Origin of the sequence: Acidovorax sp. MR-S7 (genome assembly GCF_000400995.2) — a bacterium.
Classification (GTDB): domain Bacteria; phylum Pseudomonadota; class Gammaproteobacteria; order Burkholderiales; family Burkholderiaceae_C; genus MR-S7.
On sequence record NZ_DF238933.1, the window covers coordinates 47728 to 65775 of the forward strand.

Below are 18048 nucleotides of genomic sequence, written 5' to 3' on the forward strand. Positions count from 1 at the left end.
CCGTCAGTGGACGACCACGGGGTTCTGGGCCAGGCCCACGTAGCCGTCCAGCGTATCCTCCACCTCTTCCTGGGTGGGGGCGTCGCGCTGCCAGGCCAGGATCTGCTGCTGGAACATCTCGGCCCAGGAGCCGTCCAGGTAGACCTCCTTGCCCGAGCGCTTGTCCACGATCTCGAAGCCGTGGCGCACGAGCTGCGGGGCGGCGGGGAGCGCGTCGTCGGCGACGCCGCTGCGGTCGGCGTCCGGCAGCATGTGGACCACCACGAAGGAGTCGGAGTCGTAGAGCATGTGCATGGCGTTCCCCTGTAGATAAGGGTCAGATGACGGCGGGTGGCGGGAGTTCAAGGGCGTCCCAGTATTCCACGGAAATCAGGGGGCCTCGTGGCCGCTCAGCGACAGCTCGGCGAAGTCGCCGTTGCCCTGGGTCAGTCGGATGCGCACGGGCAGGTAGCCGAGCTGGCTGCCCAGCCACAGCTCGGCCTTCTGGTCGCGGTCGTGACGGGGCAGGCGTTGCAGCTTCAGCGCGGGCGTGGGACCGGCGGGCAGGTCCAGCGTCTCGGGGCCTTCCACGGTGAAGGTCCAGCGGTCGGCATAGCGTGCGCCCACGGTGGTCAGCGTGATGCGCGTGCCCGTGGGGTAGCGGTCGGGCGCGGCGGCCAGCATGGCGCCGAGCTGGATGAACACGCTCAGGCGGTCCTGCGCGCCCTCGCCGATGGTGGCGCGCGGAGTATTGGCGCTGAAGATGACCTCGTGCGTGTCGAAGTTGAAGTGCGCGGCCTGTTCGCTGCGCGCCTTGTCGCCGAAGCGCTCGGGCTGCAGCCCCTGCGCCGTGATGCGTCCCACGCTGCTTTGCGAGCGCGCCCCGAGCAGGAAGGCGCGGACCTGCTGGCGCGCCTCGTAGCGCGCGCCGTCCTGGCGCCAGACGAGTTCGGCGCTGGCGTTGTAGTGGAATTTCTTGACCTCGCCGCGCACGTCGAAGGACAGCCGCGTGGAGGGCGGCAGGCGCACGGGCGGGGGCTCGCTGCTCGGAGCCGCGCCCGTGGCGCCGGGCGGCTGGATGTCCACGCCGGCGCTCTCGGCAGGCGCTGCGGCCGGGGTGGATGCGGCGGCTTGCGGCGGGGCGGGAGGCGGCTCGGCGGAGGCTGCCGGCGCAGGCGGCTCGGGGGGCGGAGCCTCGGCCGCGGGCACGTCCTCTGCCGTCTCCGTGGGCGATACGGGCGTGGGGTCTGCGGGCGCTGCGGCCTCCTCTGGTGCCGGCACGGGCGCCGGTTCAGGCGCCGGCGGTGGCGGCGGCTTGGGTTTGCGCACCGGCCGGGGGCGCGGTGCGGCGGGCGGCGGCGGAGGTGGCGCGGGGATGGCCTCCGGTGGCGGGGGCGGCGGCTCGACCATGCGCGTGTGGAAGGCCATGCGCCGGGGCTGCCCCTCGCCCGTGGCGCCCAGCGGCAGGCCCACCAGCACCAGCCAGTGCAGGGCCAGCACCAGGGCGGTGAGCAGAAGCAGAGCGCGGCGCGGCATGGGTTAGGGCTTGTGAATGCCGTGAAAGGGGATCGCGTTCATGGCATTCACAAGCCCTGGCCCGGCGGGGTGTGGCCCAGGTCGCGTGAGAGCTGTTCGGCGGCGGCGCGCAGCGGCTGCTCGATGGCGCCGCCCCATTGCGGGTCGAAGGTGGCGGCCGGGCCCAGCGTGGTGATGCCCAGCGCCAAGTGGCCGTCGGCGTCGAACACGGGGGCGCAGAAGGCCACGATGCCCGGCAGCACCGTGTCCACCACGCGGGCGCAGCGGCGTTCGCGCACCTCGCGCAGCAGGGCCTCGATGGCGGCAGCGTCCCGGGGCAGGTGCGGGTGGCGGGGTGCCAATGCCAGCTCCTCCTCCAGCAGCGCAGCGGTGTTCTCGCGCGGCAGCCAGGCGGCGAAGCAGCGGCCCGTGGCCGAGCCGAGCAGCGGCATCACGTCGCCCAGGCGCAGGTTGACGGTGACGGCGCGGGGCGCCTCTTCCCAGTGCACGATGGTCGGCCCCCGGTTGCCCCACACGGCCAGGGCCAGCGTGTGGCCGATCTGCTCCATGAGCGCGGGCATGCGCTCGCGCGCCAGGCGCACGGCATCCAGGCGCGAGAGCGAAGCGAGCCCTAACTTGAGCGCAGCAGGCCCCAGGTCATAGCGCGCGGTGCGCGCATCCTGTGCGACCAGGCCCAGGCGCTGGAAGCTCACCAGGTAGCGGTGCGCCTTGGCGGCGCTCATGCCGGCTTCGGATGCGAGGTCCTTGAGCATGAGCGCGCCGGGCGCGCGCGCCAGGGCGTCGAGCAGTGCGAAGCCTACTTCCACCGACTGGATGCCGACGCGCTCTTTGTTCATCTATCCTAGAATTTGCCGTTCTGTTTAGTTAAATCAATTTACCAAACCGAAATTAGGTGTTGGAAAACCATGAAACTCGCCACCTACAAAGACGGATCGCGCGATGGCCAGCTTGTCGTGGTCTCGCGCGATCTGAGTACGGCCCATTATGCGACCGGCATCGCGAGCCGCCTGCAGCAGGTGCTGGACGACTGGAACTTCCTCTCGCCCCAGCTGCAGGACCTGTACGACCAGCTCAACGCGGGCCGCGCGCGCCATCCGTTCCCCTTCGATCCGCAGCAGTGCATGGCGCCGCTGCCGCGGGCCTACCAGTGGGCCGACGGCTCGGCCTACATCAACCACGTCGAACTGGTGCGAAAAGCGCGCAACGCGGAGGTTCCCGCCAGCTTCTACACCGACCCGCTCATGTACCAGGGCGGCAGCGACGACTTCCTGGGCCCGTGTGACGACGTGGTGGTGCCCAGCGAATCCATGGGCATCGATTTCGAGGCCGAGATCGCCGTGGTCACCGGCGACGTGAAGATGGGCACGGGCCCCGAGCAGGCGCTCGACGGCATCCGTCTCGTGATGCTGGCCAACGACGTGTCCCTGCGCAACCTGATCCCGGCCGAGCTGGCCAAGGGCTTCGGCTTCTTCCAGTCCAAGCCCGCCACGGCGTTCAGCCCGGTGGCCGTGACGCTGGACGAACTGGGCGATGCCTGGGACGGCGGGCGCGTGCACCTCACGCTGCAGTCCACCTGGGACGGCCGCCGGGTCGGCATGTGCGATGCGGGACCGGAGATGACCTTCCACTTCGGCCAGCTCATCGCCCACATCTGCAAGACGCGCAACGTGCGCGCGGGCTCCATCGTCGGCAGCGGCACGGTGAGCAACAAGGACTGGGCCAAGGGCTACTCGTGCATCGCCGAGAAGCGCTGCATCGAGACCATCCAGGACGGGCAGCCCGGCACGGAATTCATGAAGTATGGCGACACCATCCGCATCGAGATGAAGAACAAGGCCGGCCAGAGCCTGTTCGGCGCCATCGAGCAAAGCATCGCCGCGCCCCGGTGAGTTCGGAGCCAAATCGGCCCCTGGCGCTTGTACAGCAAGCGCAAACAGCTATGCAAAAAAGAGCAAAGGAGACAACGATGGAACGCAGACACCTCCTGGCCGCCCTTGCGGCCGCCGCCGCGGCACCGTGGGTGCGCGCTGAAGGCGCTTACCCGGCGCAGCCGATTCGCTGGGTCGTGCCCTATCCGGCGGGCGGCGGCACCGACGTGCTCGCGCGCACCGTGGCCGAGGCCATGCGCACCGGCCTGGGCCAGCAGATCGTGGTGGACAACCGGCCCGGCGCTTCCACCAACATCGGCGCGCAGATCGTCGCCACCGCCAGGCCGGACGGCTACACCGTCATGTCCGCCGACAACGCGCTGCTGGCCTACAACGAGCACCTGTTCCGCAAGCTGCCCTTCAGCCCCGAGCGCGACTTCACCTACGTGGGCGGCCTCTCGCGCTTCCCGCTGGCGCTGGTGGTGCACCCGGCCTTCGAGGCGCAGACGTTCAAGGATTTCCTGGCCTACGTGCGCGCCCATCCCGGCAAGGTCAACTACGCTTCGCCCGGTAACGGCTCGCCGCACCACCTGGCGATGGAGCTGTTCAAGCACCGCACCAGGACCTTCCTTACCCACATCCCCTACCGCGGCGCCGCGCCCGCGCTGCAGGACGTGATGGGCGGGCAGGTGCCCTGCATGTTCCTGGACCTGGCCGCGGGCCTGCCCGTGATCCAGTCGGGCAAGGTGCGGGCGCTGGCCATCGGCGCGGCCCGGCGCGTGGCCGGCCTGCCCGACGTGCCCACGCTGGCCGAGGTGGGCGTGGCCGATGCGGAGGTCTACGCCTTCCAGGGCGTGCTGGCGCCCGCAGGCCTGCCACCAGCCGTCACCGCGCGGCTGAATGAGGAGATCAACCAGGCCCTGGCCGCCCCGGCCGTGGCCCAGCGCATGCGCGACTTCGGCATGGAAGCCCTGCCGGGCACGCCCGAGCAGTTCCACGCGATGGCCCGTGCCGAGGCCCGGCGCTGGGGCCCGGTCATCGAGGCCACGGGCGTGAAGCTGGACTGAGCGCGCGTCACTCCGGGTGGATGTTCTGCTCGCGCACCACCTGGGTGAACTGCCGGATCTCGCGCGCCACCAGCGCGTCCAGCGCCTCGGGCGGCGCGCCTGCGATGCGTCCGGCCTGCGACTCCATGCGCGTCTTCGTGGCCGGGTCCTGCAGCGCGGCCACCGTGGCCGCGTGCAGCTTGCGCACGACGGCGTCGGGCGCGGCGCGCGGCACGAAGGTGCCGATCCAGGTGTCGGACTCGTAGCCCGGAACCGACTCCGCGATGGTGCCCACGTCCGGCAGCAGCGGCGAGCGTTCGGCGGACGTGACGGCGATGGCCTTGAGCTTGCCGCTGCGGATGTGGGGCAGGGCGGCGCTCAGCGTGCCGATCATGGCCGGCACCTGGTTGCCCACCACGTCGCTGATGGCCGGGCCCGCGCCGCGGTAGGGCACGTGCTCCAGCGGCAGCTTGGCCATGGACTGCAGCAGGCCGCCCGCCAGGTGCCCCGGCGAACCGATGCCGCCCGAGGCGTATTGCCGGTACTGCGCATCGCGCCGCACCAGCTCGAGCCACTGCGCCAGGTTGCCCGCGGGCACGGACGGGTGCACCGCGACGACCTGCGGCAGCGCGCCTATGAGCGTGACGCCGCGCAGGTCGCGCTCGGTGTTGAAGGGCAGCGAGGGGTAGAGCGCCTGGTTGATGCTGTGCGAGGACACCGCGAACAGCACGGTGTAGCCATCGGCCGGCGACTTGGCCACGTAGTCGGTGGCGATGGTGCCGCCCGCGCCCGCCTTGTTCTCCACGATGACGGTCTGGCCCAGCGCCTGGCCGAGCCGGGCGTTGAGCGAGCGCGCGATGGTGTCGGAGCCTCCGCCGGGGGCGAAGGTCACGACCAGGCGCACGGGCTGGCGCGCAGGGTAGTCCTGCTGCGCGGTCGCGGCGGAGCAGAAGGCCGCGAGGGCGGCGGTGCAAAGGGCTGTGGCCCAGGCATGTCTCATGTGCTTGTCTCCTTGTCGTTGGGGCTGCCGGGCGCGGTGCGCGGGGCTGGCCGGCAAGGGCAATGTAGGCAGGGGCGGGCGCGCTGACCAGTACGGAATCCTGCTACCGGTATAGCGGCGCGCAATGGCTGGCGCGGCTTTCAGGACCGCTGCGGGGCGGGCGGCAGGCGCGCGCCGTCCCACTGGCGCGTCTGCACGAGCTGGGCCGCCACGTCGCGCACGACCGCGCGCACGCAGGCGCTGGCGGGCGACAGCGGGTTGAGCCGCGAGTGCGCGAGCGATGCGCAGCGCACCAGGCGCGGCTCTATCACCGTCTGCCGCAGCCACTGCGAGGCCGCATGCCAGGCCAGCGCGGAGTGCGGCACGATGGTGCCCGCGCCGCCTTGCGCCACCATCGACAGCACGGTCTGGATGGAGCTGGCCTCGCCCTTGATGAGCGGGGCCACGCCCGCTTCGGCAAACGCGCCGTCCACGATGCGGCGCAGCGTGGTGGCGTGCGTGGTGAGCATGAGCGGCACCTGCGCCAGCGCGGGCAGCGCGACGCTGCGGCCACAGCGCAGCAGCGCGGCCTTGCGTGGCTGCACGAAATACAGGTATTCGTCCACCAGCGGCACGCACTCGATGCCGGGCATGGCCGCGTCGTCCACCAGCACGCTCAAGTCCACGCGCTCGTTGAGCAATTGCGCAGCCAGGTAGGCGCTGGGGCTTTCGTGGATCTCCAGCGACACCTGCGGAAAGCGCTCCTCCAGCGCCGCGATGAGCGGGCCCACGAGCACCATGGCGATGCTCGAAGGCAGTCCGAGCTTGACCCGGCCGTTGATCTCGCTGGCGGTGGCGCGCACCACGTTGCGTGTCTCGGCCGCGAGCTTGAGGATGTGCTGCGCGTGGCGGTACAGCGCCAGGCCCGCGTCGGTGGGCGTGACGCCCTTCACGCTGCGCTGCAGGAGCTGCACGCCCAGCTCGTCCTCGAGCTGCGTCATCTGCTGGCTGAGCGCCGGCTGCACGATGTGCACCAGCGCCGCCGCGCGCGACAGCGAGCCGCTATCGACGATGGCGACGAAGTAGCGAAGCTGGCGCAGTTCCATGGGCGGTGTGCAAGGCAGGCATGTCGCTGCCGATGGTAGGGCCTGCCGCGGCCGCGGTCATTCTCCAGGGCCGTGACGGTGCTGGGCCACCACGCCGCTGGCGAGCCAGCCGTCGATCGCCGAGCGCGCGTAGCCCATGTCCTGCAGCACCTGCACCGTGTGCTGGCCGTACAGCGGCGGCGGCAGGCGCATGCTGCCCTCGCGCAGCCCGTCCATGCGCACGGGGTTGCCCACCTGGCACAGGGCGCCGAGTTCGGGGTGTTCGATGGTTTCCACCATCCGGCAGTGCTGCACCTGCGGGTCGGCGAACACGTCGTCCAGCCGGTTGATGGGGCCGGCGGGGATGCCCTGCGCCACCATGGCCTGCGTCCATTCGGCGCGCGGGCGCAGGCGCAGGCGCTCTTCCAGCAGCGCCTTGAGCTCCATGCGGTGCTGGATGCGCGCGGCGTTGTTGAGAAAGCGCGCATCCCCCGCCAGGTGCTCCAGACCCAGCAGCCGCGCCAGCTTGAGCCACTGCTCCTGCGTGGCGCTGCCGATGTTGAGCGGGCCGTCCTGCGCCTCGAACACGCCGTAGGGCGCGATCACCGGGTGCACGTTGCCCACCGGCGCGGGCACGTCGCCCAGCGACAGGTAGCGTTGCCCCTGCACGCTGAGCAGCGCGACCAGGCTGGCCAGCAGCGAGGTCTCCACCTTCTGGCCCTGGCCCGTGGCCTGGCGCCGGATCACCGCGCCGAGGATGCCGATGGCCGTCCACATGCCCGAGGTCAGGTCGCCGATGGCCACGCCCACGCGCTGAGGCCCCGACTGCGGCGTGCCGGTGAAGCTCATGAAGCCCGAGAAGCCCTGCGCGATCTGGTCGAACCCGGGCCACTGCCCGCGCGGCCCGTCGCTGCCGAAGCCGGTGATGCTGCCCCAGATGAGGCCGGGATTGCGCGCCTGCAGATCCTCCTGCGCCATGCCCATCTCGGCCATCACGCCGGCGCGGAAGTTCTCCACGAGGATGTCCGCACGCAGCGCCATGTCGCGCACGATGCCCAGACCCTCGGGGTGGCGGAAGTTCACCGCCACGCTCTTCTTGTTGCGGTTGCCCGAGAGGTAGTACACGCTGGTGTCCCCCGCGAAGGGGCCCCACTGGCGCACCATGTCGCCGTGCGGTGCGGGCTCCACCTTGATGACCTCGGCGCCGAGGTCGCCCAGGATCATGGAGCAGAAGGGGCCCGAGAGCGCGCGCGACAGGTCGAGCACGCGCAGGCCGGCGAGAGGCAGGGACGAGGGCGTCATGGCGGAATGGCGTGGGAAGTGATGCGGGTCAGCGTCCGGCGAACACCGGCGTGGTCTTGTCGAGGAAGGCGCGGATGCCGGTGCGGTAGTCCTGCGTGTCGGCGAAGGCGTAGCTGGCCAGGCGCTCCGCGTGCGTCACGGGCGAGGGGTCGCGCGCCAGGCGGCGCAGCTGCCGCTTGTGCTCGCGCGCGGCCAGCGGCGCGCCGGCGGCGATGCGCTGCGCGGCGGCCATCGCCTCGGCCTCGGCATGGGCGTCGTCCACCACGCGCGTGAGCAGGCCCTTGGCCAGCGCCTCGGGCGCGTCCAGCATGCGGCCTTCGTAGAGCAGTTCGGCCGCCACGGCGGCACCGGCCAGGCGCACGAGCGCCTGCGTCTCGCCCAGCGCCAGCGAGAAGCCCAGGGTGTTGACGGGAATGCCCAGGCGCGCGCTCCGGCCCGCGATGCGCAGGTCGCAGACCGCGGCGATCTCCAGCCCGCCCCCGGCGCAGGCACCCTGGATCAGCGCCACCACCGGCACCGGGCAGCCGTGGAGGGCGGTGAGTGCGCCCAGCACCGTATCCTCATGGAAGGCCGTGACCTGCGCGCGCGTGCTGCGCACCTGCGCAAACTCTCCGATGTCGGCTCCTGCCGCGAAGCCCTCGGCGCCGTGCCCGCGCACGACGACGCAGCGCAGCGCGGTGTCGTCCGACAGGCGCTCGAATGCGGTGCGCAGCGCGTTCCACATGGCCACCGTCAATGCGTTGCGCTTGCCGGGATTGGCGATGGTCACCGTCGCCACGGGCCCCTGCATGCAGACCTCGATCCGCCCTCTGTCCGTCGTTTTGTTCATGGCGCGCATCGTAGGAATGCACGGCGGCCGCGAAAACTACCGTTTCGCAATGCCGCTATAGGTATTTCCGATGGCTGGGGATGTGGGTCGAATCGGTCTCCAGCGCTTTACCACCAAGCGCTGGCAGCTATGGTTTCAGTAGTCAGGCGCCCGTGGCACGCTCCACCTCCACCACGCAGTCGTAGAACGTGGGTGCCGCGCCCAGGTCGGTCAGGGCCTGGCTGGTCAGCTCGTTGACGTTGGTGCCGTTGGGCCCGAGCTTGCGCCACCAGATGCCCAGGCCGTTGACCACGCCGGGGCGGGCGCGCTCGCTCACTGCCGCATGGCATTCATAGCTGCCGCGGCCGTTGAACACGCGCACCAGGCCGCCGTCCTGGACGCCGCGCGGGGCCGCGTCGTCGGGGTGGATCTCCAGCACGGGCCGGCCCTCGATGCCGCGCAGGCTCTGCACGTTCACGAACGTGGAGTTGAGGAAGTTGCGCGCGGGCGGCGAGATCATCGCCAGCGGGTAGCGTTCCGAGCTGCCGGGCGCCTCGTGGTTGGGAACGTAGCCGGGCAGCGGATCGAGTCCCTGGGCGGCCAGCCGCGCGCTGTGGATCTCGCACTTGCCCGAGGGCGTGGGGAAGTTGCCTTCGGCAAACGGCGCGTCGGGCACGGGCAGGGGGGTGAAGCCGTCCTTGAGCAGCCGCTCGAAATCGACGGCCTCGCCGTAGGCCTGGCGGCAGAGTTCCTCGTCGCTGTCGGAAAAGCACGGCTCGGTGAAGCCCATGCGCGCGGCCAGGTCGCGGAAGATCTGTGCGTTGCTGCGCGCCTCGCCCAGGGGCGGGATCGCCGGGCGGTTGAGCAGCACGTCGGTATGGCCGTAGGACAGGTGCACGTCCCAGTGCTCGAGCTGCGTGGTGGCGGGCAGGATGTAGTCGGCGTAGTCGGCCGTGTCGGTATGGAAGTGCTCCAGCACCACGGTGAACAGGTCCTCGCGCGCGAAGCCCTGCACCACCTTGGCGGAGTCTGGCGCCACGGCCACGGGGTTGCTGTTGTAGATCACCAGGGCCTGGAGGGAGTCGCCGCGCAGCAGGTCGTCGCCGATGGTCACCATGTTGACGGTGCGCGGCTGGCGCCCGGCCAGCAGGTCGGGGCGCTGGAGCTGCGCGCGCTGCACCGGGTAGTGCCCTGAGCTGGAGAACAGCAGGCCGCCCGCGCGGTGGCGCCACGCACCGGTGAGCGCGGGCAGGCAGGCGATGGCGCGCGTGGCGTTGCCGCCGCCGTGGGCGCGCTGCATCCCGTAGTTGAGGCGGATGGCGGCGGGCTGCGTCGTGCCGTAGTCCTGCGCCAGGCGGCGGATCTGCTCCACGGGCAGGCCGCAGACTTCGGCCGCGCGCTCGGGCGGCCACTCCAGCGCGCGCTCGCGCAGGCCCTCCCAGCCGATGGCGTGGCGGGCGATGTAGTCGTGGTCGAGCCAGTCGTTCCTCACCAGCTCGTGCATCAGCGCCAGGGCCAGTGCGGCGTCGGTGCCGGGGAGGAGCTGCAGGTGTTCGTGGCACTTCTCGGCCGTCTCGGTGCGGCGCGGGTCGATGCACACCAGGCGCGCGCCGTCGCGCTTGGCCTGCTGGGCGATGCGCCAGAAGTGCAGGTTGCTGCCGATGGAGTTGCTGCCCCAGATGAGGATGAGTTTGGCCTCCGCGAAGAACTCCACCTTCATGCCCACCTTGCCGCCCAGCGTGTGCATGAGCCCTTCGCCGCCGGCCGTGGAGCAGATGCTGCGATGGAGCAGCGAGGCGCCCAGGCGGTGGAAGAAGCGCCGGTCCATGCTCTCGCCCTGCACCAAGCCCATGGTGCCGGCGTAGCTGTAGGGCAGGATGGCCTGCGGGTCGCGCGCGGCGATGGCCGTGAGGCGCGCGGCGATGTCCGCCAGCGCCTCGTCCCACGAGACGGGCGCGAACTGGCCGCTGCCCTTGGGGCCGGTGCGCCTGAGCGGCGTGAGGATGCGCTCGGGGTGGTGCGTGCGCTCGGCGTACTTCGATACCTTGGCGCACAGCACGCCGCCCGTCTGTGCATGGGCGGGGTTGCCCTGCACGCGCACGGCGCGGCCGTTCTCCACGGTGGTCAGCAGGGCGCAGGTGTCGGGGCAGTCGTGCGGGCAGGCGCCGCGTACCTGGACGGGGTCGGCGATGGGGGCGGTCGTGGTCATGGCGGTTTCTCGGGGGTGGCCGCTACACTCGTTCACGCGGGTGTTTCACGGCAGGATGCGCCGGCGGGCGCGATCGACAAGGAGGGATTTCACCATGATGCAGCAGGTTCTGGGGCGCAGGCAGTTTTCCGTGGGTCTGGGTGCGGCGGCGCTGGCGGGGTTTCCGGCGGTGCACGCGCAGGGCGAAGGGCGCATCGTGCTGGGCCAGTCGGCGGCGCTCACGGGCGCGGCGGGGCAGCTCGGCGTGCAATTCCAGGCCGGCGCGAAGCTGGCCTTCGATCAGGCCAACGCGCATGGCGGCATCGGCCGGCGCAGCATCGAGATCCGCGCGCTGGACGACGGCTACGAGCCCGACCGCTGCGCCGAGAACACGCGCAAGCTCATCGCCGACGACGTGTTCGCGCTGTTCGGCTACATTGGCACGCCCACCAGCCTCGCGGCCCTGCCGCTGTTCACGCAGGCCCGGGTGCCGTTCTTCGCACCCTTCACGGGCGCGCCAGGGCTGCGCAAGCCGTTCAACCGGCTGATCTTCCACGTGCGCGCCTCCTACGACGACGAGACCGAACTCATGGTGCGCCAGCTCACCCATCTGGGCCTCACGCGCATCGGCGTGTTCCACCAGAACGACAGCTACGGCCAGGCCGGTCTGGACGGGGTGACGAAGGCGCTGGCCGCGCGCAAGCTCGCGCCCGTGGCCACGGGCACGGTGGAGCGCAATTCGGACAACGTCGCCGCCGCGGTGCAAAAGCTCGTGGCCGCCCGGCCCGAGGCCATCGTGCAGGTCAGCACCTACGCCTCGTGCGCGGCCTTCGTGCGCGCGGCGCGCAAGGCGGGTTACGGCGGGACGTTCTACAACGTGTCCTTCGTGGGCACCCAGGCGCTGGCCGACGCGCTGGGCGCAGACGGCGCGGGCGTGGTGGTGTCGCAGGTCGTGCCCTCGCCCTACCAGAGTTCGCGGCAGATCACGCGCGAATTCCACGACGCCATCAAGAAGGGCGGCGCCGGCGTGCAGGCCAACTACTCCAGCATGGAGGGCTACCTGGCCGCGCGCGTGTTCATCGAGGGCCTGCGCAATGCGCACGCGCAAAGCGGCGGCAAGCTCACGCGCGATGCGCTGGTGGCCGGTCTGGAGTCGGTCAACGGGCAGGTGGGCGGCTTCCAGGTGGCTTTCAGTGGCGCCGACCACGAGGGCTCGCGCTTCGTGGAGATGTCCATGCTCACCGGAGACGGCCGCGTGCGCACCTGAGGAAGACAAGCCTTGGCCTGGCAGGGTTGCGGAGGCGCGGCTAGACTGTGGCTTCCCAAGGAAGACTCCCGCCATGAAAGTCATTGACTCCATCGTTGCCGACGCGGCAGCCATCGCCGCCGTGCGGCGCGACATCCACGCCCATCCCGAACTGTGCTTCCAGGAAGTGCGCACCGCCGACGTGATCGCGGCGCAGCTCACCGAATGGGGCATTCCCATCCACCGCGGCCTGGGCACCACCGGCGTGGTGGGCATCGTGCACGGCCGCGACGGCGGCGCCTGCGGCCGCGCCGTGGGCCTGCGCGCCGACATCGACGCGCTGCCCATGCAGGAATTCAACACCTTCGCCCACGCCAGCAAGCATGTGGGCAAGATGCACGCCTGCGGCCACGACGGCCACACCGCCATGCTGCTCGCGGCGGCCAAGTATTTCTCCAGGCACCGCGACTTCGACGGCACCGTCTACCTGATCTTCCAGCCCGCCGAGGAAGGCGGCGGCGGCGCGCGCGAGATGATCAAGGACGGCCTGTTCGAGCAGTTCCCCATGCAGGCCGTCTTCGGCATGCACAACTGGCCCGGCATGCCCGTGGGTACGTTCGCCGTCAGCGCGGGGCCGGTGATGGCGTCCTCCAACGAGTTCAAGATCACCATCCGCGGCAAGGGCGCGCACGGCGCCATGCCGCACCTGGGTATCGACCCCGTGCCCGTGGCCTGCCAGATGGTGCAGGCTTTCCAGACCATCATCAGCCGCAACAAGAAGCCCATCGAGGCCGGTGTGATCTCCGTCACCATGATCCACACCGGCGAGGCCACCAATGTCGTGCCCGACAGCTGCGAGATGCAGGGTACGGTGCGCACCTTCACCATCGAGCTGCTGGACATGATCGAGCGGCGCATGCGACAGGTGGCCGAGCACACCTGCGCGGCCTTCGAGGCCACGTGCGAATTCGAGTTCGTGCGCAACTACCCGCCCACGATCAACTCCCCGGCCGAAGCCGAGTTCGCGCGCCGCGTGATGGCCGGCATCGTGGGCGAGGACAAGGTGTTGGCGCAGGAGCCCACGGGCGGCGCCGAGGATTTCTCCTTCATGCTGCAGGCCAAGCCCGGCGCCTACGTGTTCATCGCCAACGGCGACGGCACGCACCGCGACATGGGCCACGGCGGCGGCCCCTGCACGCTGCACAACCCGAGCTACGACTTCAACGACGACCTGATCCCGCTGGGCGGCACCTACTGGGTGGAGCTGGCGCGGCAATGGCTGGCGAACCCGACGGCTTAAAAAAGAACGGTCGTTCGCACTCTGGCTACACTGTGGGTTTCTGACCAGGAGACCCGCAATGTCCGATCTGAACACCGCCTTCGAAGCCGCTGTCGCCAACTCCAAGAACCTCAGCGAGCGGCCCGACAACCCGACGCTGCTGAAGATCTACGCGCTCTACAAGCAGGCAACGGCCGGCGACAACGCCGAGAAGAAGCCCAGCTTCTCCGACATCGTCGGCCGCGCCAAATGGGATGCGTGGGAGAAGCTCAAGGGCACGGCCGCCGATGCTGCCAAGCAGCAGTACATCGACCTCATCGAATCCCTGCGTGGATGAACCTCAGGGCCGTGCCGCCAGGGCCGTGAGCGCGGCATCACGCTCGGCCTGCGGCGCGCGGGCCAGCGCCTTCACCGCTGCGTGGAAGCGCGGCCAGTCGCGGCCCTCGCGCTCGAACAGCGCGGTGAAGGCCGGCACCCAGTCGTCATAGGCCGCCTGCGCCGCGAAGCTGGCGTTGTTGGCCTCGTGCACCCACAGGTCCATGCCCGCCACCAGCGCCGCAGGCGTACCCGCCGCCAGCCAGCGGGTGCGCAGCGCCTCGTAACGGGCGCGGAATTCCTGCATTGCTTCTGTTTTCATAGCTGCTAGCGCTTGCTGGGTGAGCGCTGGAGGCTGTTTTGACTCGTATATTTCCCGCAGCCGCTCGCGCGTGGAGCGCGTGAGCGCGCGGAACTGCGCGCGCCGCTCCTCGCCAGCGTCGAACTGCGCGCGCGCCTCGGGCGTGGAGCGCTCGTCCAGCCAGCGCCGCACGCCCAGCCGCTCCACCGCCGTGGCGTAGGACTCGTTGAACTGCGTGTCGCCCGGCGCGTAGGCCACCTGGTGCGCCAGCTCGTGGAACAGCAGGCGCACGAACTCGCCCTCGGGCCAGGCGATGAAGGTGGACAGCAGCGGGTCTCCGCCCAGCCAGTTGCTGTAGCCCAGCGTGGAATAGGCCGGCACGCCGTAGACGCTCACCTCCAGCCCCGTGGCCGCCAGCCGCGCGGCCTCGGCGCGCGCGTCGGCCTCGTCGAAATAGCCCCGGTAGCCGATGCAGCCCGTGACGGGGAAGCACCACGTATGGAGCTGGAGCGAATACGGCCCCGCCGCCACCACGTTCCACACCGCGGCGCGGCGCCCGAGCTGTGCGTAGCGGTGGTAGCTGGCGTTGTCCGGCAGCGCCAGCGCGCTCACCGCGAAGGCGCGTGCCTGCGCGGCCAGCTGCAGGCGCGCGCGCAGCGCGCTGGAGGTGTCGGGGCTGGCGATCCATTCCGGCACCGGGCGGGCCGCCTGCAGGAGGGCCAGGTGTCCGCGCGCCGACTGCCAGTAATACCCCAGCGTGCCGCAGCCGGAGAGCAGCAGCGCCGACGCCGATGCGAGCAGCACGGCAGCAGGGCGGAAAGACACGTGAAAGGAGCGCATGGGCAGTGCCCGCGAGGATAGCAAGCGCAGGGCGCAGCCTCCACAATGCCGCCATGACCGACACCACCGATACCAGCCTGTTCACCGACGAGCAGGGCCATGCGCGCTGCTTCTGGTGCCGCGCTTCGCCGCTGTACCGCCACTACCACGACCACGAATGGGGCTTTCCGGTGACCGACGAGCGGCGCCTGTTCGAGAAGCTGTGCCTGGAAGGCTTCCAGGCGGGCCTGTCGTGGATCACCATCCTCAACAAGCGCGAGGCCTTCCGGGCGGCCATGGGGAACTTCGAGGCCGAGGAGCTGGCGCGCTTCGGGCCGGCGGACGTGGAGCGCTTGCTGGGCGACGCGGGTATCGTGCGCCACCGGGGCAAGATCGAGTCGGCCATCAACAACGCGCAGCGCGTGCTGGAGCTGCGGCGCGAATACGGCTCGCTCGCGCACTACGTGTGGCGCTACGCGCCGCAGGCGGCGCAGGGCCGGCCCCAGCGCATGACGGGCGACGCCGTGCGCGCGCTCACCGCGTCGGCCGCGTCGGCGCAGCTCTCCAAGGACTTGAAGAAGCGCGGCTTCAGCTTCGTCGGCCCCACGACCATGTACGCCTTCATGCAGGCCATGGGCTTGGTCAACGACCACATCGAGGGCTGCAGCGCGCGCCCGGCGGCCGAGGCGGCGCGCGCCGCTTTCACGCCGCCCTGAGGCGCCGCGTTCAGCGACCGCGTTCCGCGCGCCAGGCGGCGAAGTCGGATCGGCTGCGTTCGTCGGTGGGCGGATACAGGCCCAGGATGGAGCGGCCTTCCATGACCTTCTCCTGCACGAAGTCCTCGAACACGGTCATCTCCGTGGCCTCGGCGGCGATCTCGTCCGCCAGGTGCGCAGGGATCACGACCACGCCTTCGGCATCGCCCACGACCACGTCGCCGGGGAACACGGCCACGTCGCCGCAGCCGATGGGACCGTTGATCTCGATGGCCTCGTGCAGCGTCAGGTTGGTCGGGGCGCTGGGGCGGCTGTGGTACGCGGGCATGGAGTACCTGTCGATGTCCGGGCTGTCGCGAAAGCCGCCATCGGTTACCACGCCGGCCACGCCGCGCTGCATCAGCCGCGCGACCAGGATGCCGCCGGCCGAGGCGGCGCGCGCGTCCTTGCGGCTGTCGATCACCAGCACGGCGCCGCCCGGACAATCTTCCACCGCCTGGCGTTGCGGGTGGTCGCGGTTCTGGAAGACGGCGATGCCGTTGCGGTCCTCGCGCGCGGGAATGTAGCGCAGCGTGAACGCCTCGCCCACCATGTTGGGCAGGCCCGGGTTGAGCGGGCGCACGTCCTGGATGCACTGGTTGCGCAGGCCGCGCTTGAACAGCGCGGTGCACAGGGTGGCGGTGCTGACCTGCATCAGCCGTTCGCGGGTGGTTGGGTCCATGCGATGCTCCATCAGAAGATGTCGGGTTCCGGCACGGGCGTGCCGAACGTGGTTTCGAGGAAGTCGAAGTCGCAGCCCTCGTCGGCCTGCTTGATGTGGCGGCCGAACATCCAGCCGTAGCCGCGCTCGTAGCGCGGCGGCGCGGGCTTCCAGGCCTTGCTTCGTGCAGCCAGTTCCTCGTCGCTGACTTCGAGGTGGATGCTGCGCGCGGGCACGTCCACGGTGATGCGGTCGCCGGTCTTCACCAGCGCCAGCGGCCCGCCGATGGCCGCCTCGGGCGCGCAGTGCAGCAGGCAGCCGCCGTAGCTGGTGCCGCTCATGCGCGCGTCCGACAGGCGCAGCATGTCCTTGACGCCCTGCTTGAGCAGCTTGGTGGGGATGGGCAGCATGCCCCATTCGGGCATGCCGGCGCCCAGCGGGCCGGCGTTGCGCAGCACCAGGACGTCGTCGCCGGTCACGTCGAGGTCAGGGTCCTCCACCGCTTTCTTCAGCGACGGATAGTCGTCGAACACCAGTGCGCGGCCGGTGTGCTGCAGCAGGTGCGGCGCGCAGGCGCTGGGCTTGATGACCACGCCATCGGGCGCGAGGTTGCCCTTGAGCACGGCCAGCGCGCCCTCGGCGTAGATGGGGTTGGAGAGCGGCCGGATCACGTCGTCGTGGTAGACCTCGCTGCCCGCGATGTTCTCGCCGATCGTCCTGCCGTTGACGGTGAGCGCCTCGGTCTTCAGGTGGCAGCGGATGCGCTCCAGCATCGCGCGCAGGCCGCCGGCGTAGAAGAAGTCCTCCATCAGGTAGGCGTCGCCGCTGGGCCGGATGTTGGCGATCACCGGCACGTGGCGGCTGAAGGCGTCGAAGTCCTGCAGGCTCACCGGATGGCCTGCGCGGCGCGACATGGCGATCAGGTGGATGATGGCGTTGGTCGAGCAGCCCATGGCCATCGCGCAGGCGATGCCGTTCTCGAAATTGGCGCGCGTGAGCATCTTCGCGGGCGTAAAGTCGTCCCACACCATCTCGACGATGCGGCGCCCGCACTCGGCGCTCATGCGGATGTGGTTGGCATCGGCGGCGGGGATGCTGCTCGCGCCCGGCAGCGCCAGGCCCACGGCCTCGGCGATGCCCATCATCGTGGCGGCCGTGCCCATGGTCATGCAGGTGCCGTGGCTGCGTGCGATGCCGGCTTCCATTTCGTTCCAGGCCTGGTCGGAGAGGCGTCCGGCGCGGCGCTCGTCCCAGTACTTGAAGGCGTCCGAGCCCGAGCCCAGCACCTGGCCCTTCCAGTTGCCGCGCAGCATGGGGCCGGCGGGCAGATAGATGAAGGGGATGCCCATGGAGAGCGCTCCCATGGTCAGGCCCGGCGTGGTCTTGTCGCAGCCGCCCATCAGCACGGCGCCGTCCACCGGGTGGCTGCGCATCAGCTCCTCGGTCTCCATGGCGAGAAAGTTGCGGTACAGCATGGTCGTGGGCTTGACCATGCTTTCCGACAGGCTGATCGCCGGCAGCTCCAGCGGAAAGCCGCCCGCCTGCAGCACGCCGCGCTTGACGTCCTCCACGCGCTGCTTGAAGTGGGCGTGGCACTGGTTGGCGTCGCTCCAGGTGTTGACGATGGCGATGACGGGCTTGCCCACCCAGTCCTCGTAGCCATAGCCCATCTGCAGCACACGCGAGCGGTGGCCGAAGGAGCGGAAGTCGTCGGGTGCGAACCAGCGCGCGCTGCGCAGGGTCTCGTAGGTGCGTTTCATGGGCTCTGTCTCCTGGGCGGAGCGGCATGGGCTCCGCATGGTGGTTGGCTGCTTCAGCGGCTGCTGGGGAAGCTGAACACGGCCCCCTCGCGCACGCCCGCGCTCGGCCAGCGCTGGGTGA

Annotated in this window: 17 protein-coding genes; 6 read left to right on the forward strand and 11 right to left on the reverse strand. The window is 70.5% G+C overall.

The features are described 5' to 3' along the window. Nucleotides 1–3 precede the first annotated feature (3 nt). From AVS7_RS13440 to AVS7_RS13450, 3 genes are all read right to left on the reverse strand, one after another. Nucleotides 4–294 (reverse strand): DUF3567 domain-containing protein, encoded by a 291-nt coding sequence (locus tag AVS7_RS13440; protein ID WP_024001556.1) that lies wholly within the window; start codon nucleotides 292–294, stop codon nucleotides 4–6. Between the two features lie 75 nt (nucleotides 295–369). Next, the gene (locus tag AVS7_RS13445) at nucleotides 370–1515 is read right to left on the reverse strand and encodes a DUF3108 domain-containing protein (RefSeq protein ID WP_020228928.1); all 1146 of its coding nucleotides are present in this window, start codon (nucleotides 1513–1515) and stop codon (nucleotides 370–372) included. A 47-nt stretch (nucleotides 1516–1562) separates the two neighbouring features. After that, a complete protein-coding gene (locus AVS7_RS13450; protein WP_020228929.1) occupies nucleotides 1563–2351 on the reverse strand; it encodes an IclR family transcriptional regulator in 789 nt (262 codons plus the stop codon). A gap of 69 nt (nucleotides 2352–2420) precedes the next feature. On the opposite strand from AVS7_RS13450, the gene AVS7_RS13455 reads away from it, so the two are divergent. Together AVS7_RS13455 and AVS7_RS13460 are read left to right on the forward strand one after the other, a co-directional pair. Beyond that, nucleotides 2421–3404, forward strand: a complete 984-nt coding sequence (locus tag AVS7_RS13455; protein ID WP_020228930.1) for a fumarylacetoacetate hydrolase family protein — start codon at nucleotides 2421–2423, stop codon at nucleotides 3402–3404. Nucleotides 3405–3481: 77 nt separating this feature from the next. After that, nucleotides 3482–4450 (forward strand): tripartite tricarboxylate transporter substrate binding protein, encoded by a 969-nt coding sequence (locus tag AVS7_RS13460; protein WP_020228931.1) that lies wholly within the window; start codon nucleotides 3482–3484, stop codon nucleotides 4448–4450. Between the two features lie 7 nt (nucleotides 4451–4457). Here the strand turns inward: AVS7_RS13460 and AVS7_RS13465 are convergent, their stop codons facing one another. From AVS7_RS13465 to AVS7_RS13485, 5 genes are all read right to left on the reverse strand, one after another. After that, complete coding sequence (locus tag AVS7_RS13465; protein WP_020228932.1) at nucleotides 4458–5429, reverse strand: tripartite tricarboxylate transporter substrate binding protein; 972 nt, start codon at nucleotides 5427–5429, stop codon at nucleotides 4458–4460. Nucleotides 5430–5569: 140 nt separating this feature from the next. Then, a complete protein-coding gene (locus tag AVS7_RS13470) occupies nucleotides 5570–6514 on the reverse strand; it encodes a LysR substrate-binding domain-containing protein (protein WP_020228933.1) in 945 nt (314 codons plus the stop codon). Nucleotides 6515–6571: 57 nt separating this feature from the next. Further along, the gene (locus tag AVS7_RS13475) at nucleotides 6572–7795 is read right to left on the reverse strand and encodes a CaiB/BaiF CoA-transferase family protein (protein WP_020228934.1); all 1224 of its coding nucleotides are present in this window, start codon (nucleotides 7793–7795) and stop codon (nucleotides 6572–6574) included. Between the two features lie 28 nt (nucleotides 7796–7823). After that, on the reverse strand, nucleotides 7824–8624 hold the full coding sequence (locus AVS7_RS13480; RefSeq protein WP_049696925.1) for an enoyl-CoA hydratase/isomerase family protein: 801 nt from the start codon (nucleotides 8622–8624) through the stop codon (nucleotides 7824–7826). 142 nt (nucleotides 8625–8766) lie between these two features. After that, on the reverse strand, nucleotides 8767–10812 hold the full coding sequence (locus tag AVS7_RS13485) for a molybdopterin-dependent oxidoreductase (RefSeq protein WP_020228936.1): 2046 nt from the start codon (nucleotides 10810–10812) through the stop codon (nucleotides 8767–8769). Between the two features lie 94 nt (nucleotides 10813–10906). On the opposite strand from AVS7_RS13485, the gene AVS7_RS13490 reads away from it, so the two are divergent. The 3 genes from AVS7_RS13490 (at nucleotide 10907) to AVS7_RS13500 (ending at nucleotide 13653) form a co-directional block, all read left to right on the forward strand. After that, nucleotides 10907–12058: an ABC transporter substrate-binding protein gene (locus tag AVS7_RS13490; protein WP_020228937.1), complete on the forward strand. Its 1152-nt coding sequence runs from the start codon at nucleotides 10907–10909 to the stop codon at nucleotides 12056–12058. A gap of 73 nt (nucleotides 12059–12131) precedes the next feature. Then, on the forward strand, nucleotides 12132–13337 hold the full coding sequence (locus AVS7_RS13495; RefSeq protein WP_020228938.1) for a M20 aminoacylase family protein: 1206 nt from the start codon (nucleotides 12132–12134) through the stop codon (nucleotides 13335–13337). Between the two features lie 58 nt (nucleotides 13338–13395). After that, the gene (locus tag AVS7_RS13500) at nucleotides 13396–13653 is read left to right on the forward strand and encodes an acyl-CoA-binding protein (protein WP_020228939.1); all 258 of its coding nucleotides are present in this window, start codon (nucleotides 13396–13398) and stop codon (nucleotides 13651–13653) included. Nucleotides 13654–13656: 3 nt separating this feature from the next. Here the strand turns inward: AVS7_RS13500 and AVS7_RS13505 are convergent, their stop codons facing one another. Further along, on the reverse strand, nucleotides 13657–14772 hold the full coding sequence (locus AVS7_RS13505) for an aminopeptidase (protein WP_034690924.1): 1116 nt from the start codon (nucleotides 14770–14772) through the stop codon (nucleotides 13657–13659). A 53-nt stretch (nucleotides 14773–14825) separates the two neighbouring features. Between AVS7_RS13505 and AVS7_RS13510 the strand changes: the two genes are divergently transcribed. Next, nucleotides 14826–15467, forward strand: a complete 642-nt coding sequence (locus AVS7_RS13510) for a DNA-3-methyladenine glycosylase I (protein ID WP_020228941.1) — start codon at nucleotides 14826–14828, stop codon at nucleotides 15465–15467. 10 nt (nucleotides 15468–15477) lie between these two features. Here the strand turns inward: AVS7_RS13510 and AVS7_RS13515 are convergent, their stop codons facing one another. After that, the gene (locus AVS7_RS13515; RefSeq protein WP_020228942.1) at nucleotides 15478–16188 is read right to left on the reverse strand and encodes a ribonuclease activity regulator RraA; all 711 of its coding nucleotides are present in this window, start codon (nucleotides 16186–16188) and stop codon (nucleotides 15478–15480) included. Nucleotides 16189–16199: 11 nt separating this feature from the next. Next, entirely contained in the window at nucleotides 16200–17927 is a 1728-nt protein-coding gene (araD, locus tag AVS7_RS13520) for an L-arabinonate dehydratase (protein ID WP_020228943.1), read from the reverse strand. Between the last annotated feature and the right edge of the window lie 121 nt (nucleotides 17928–18048).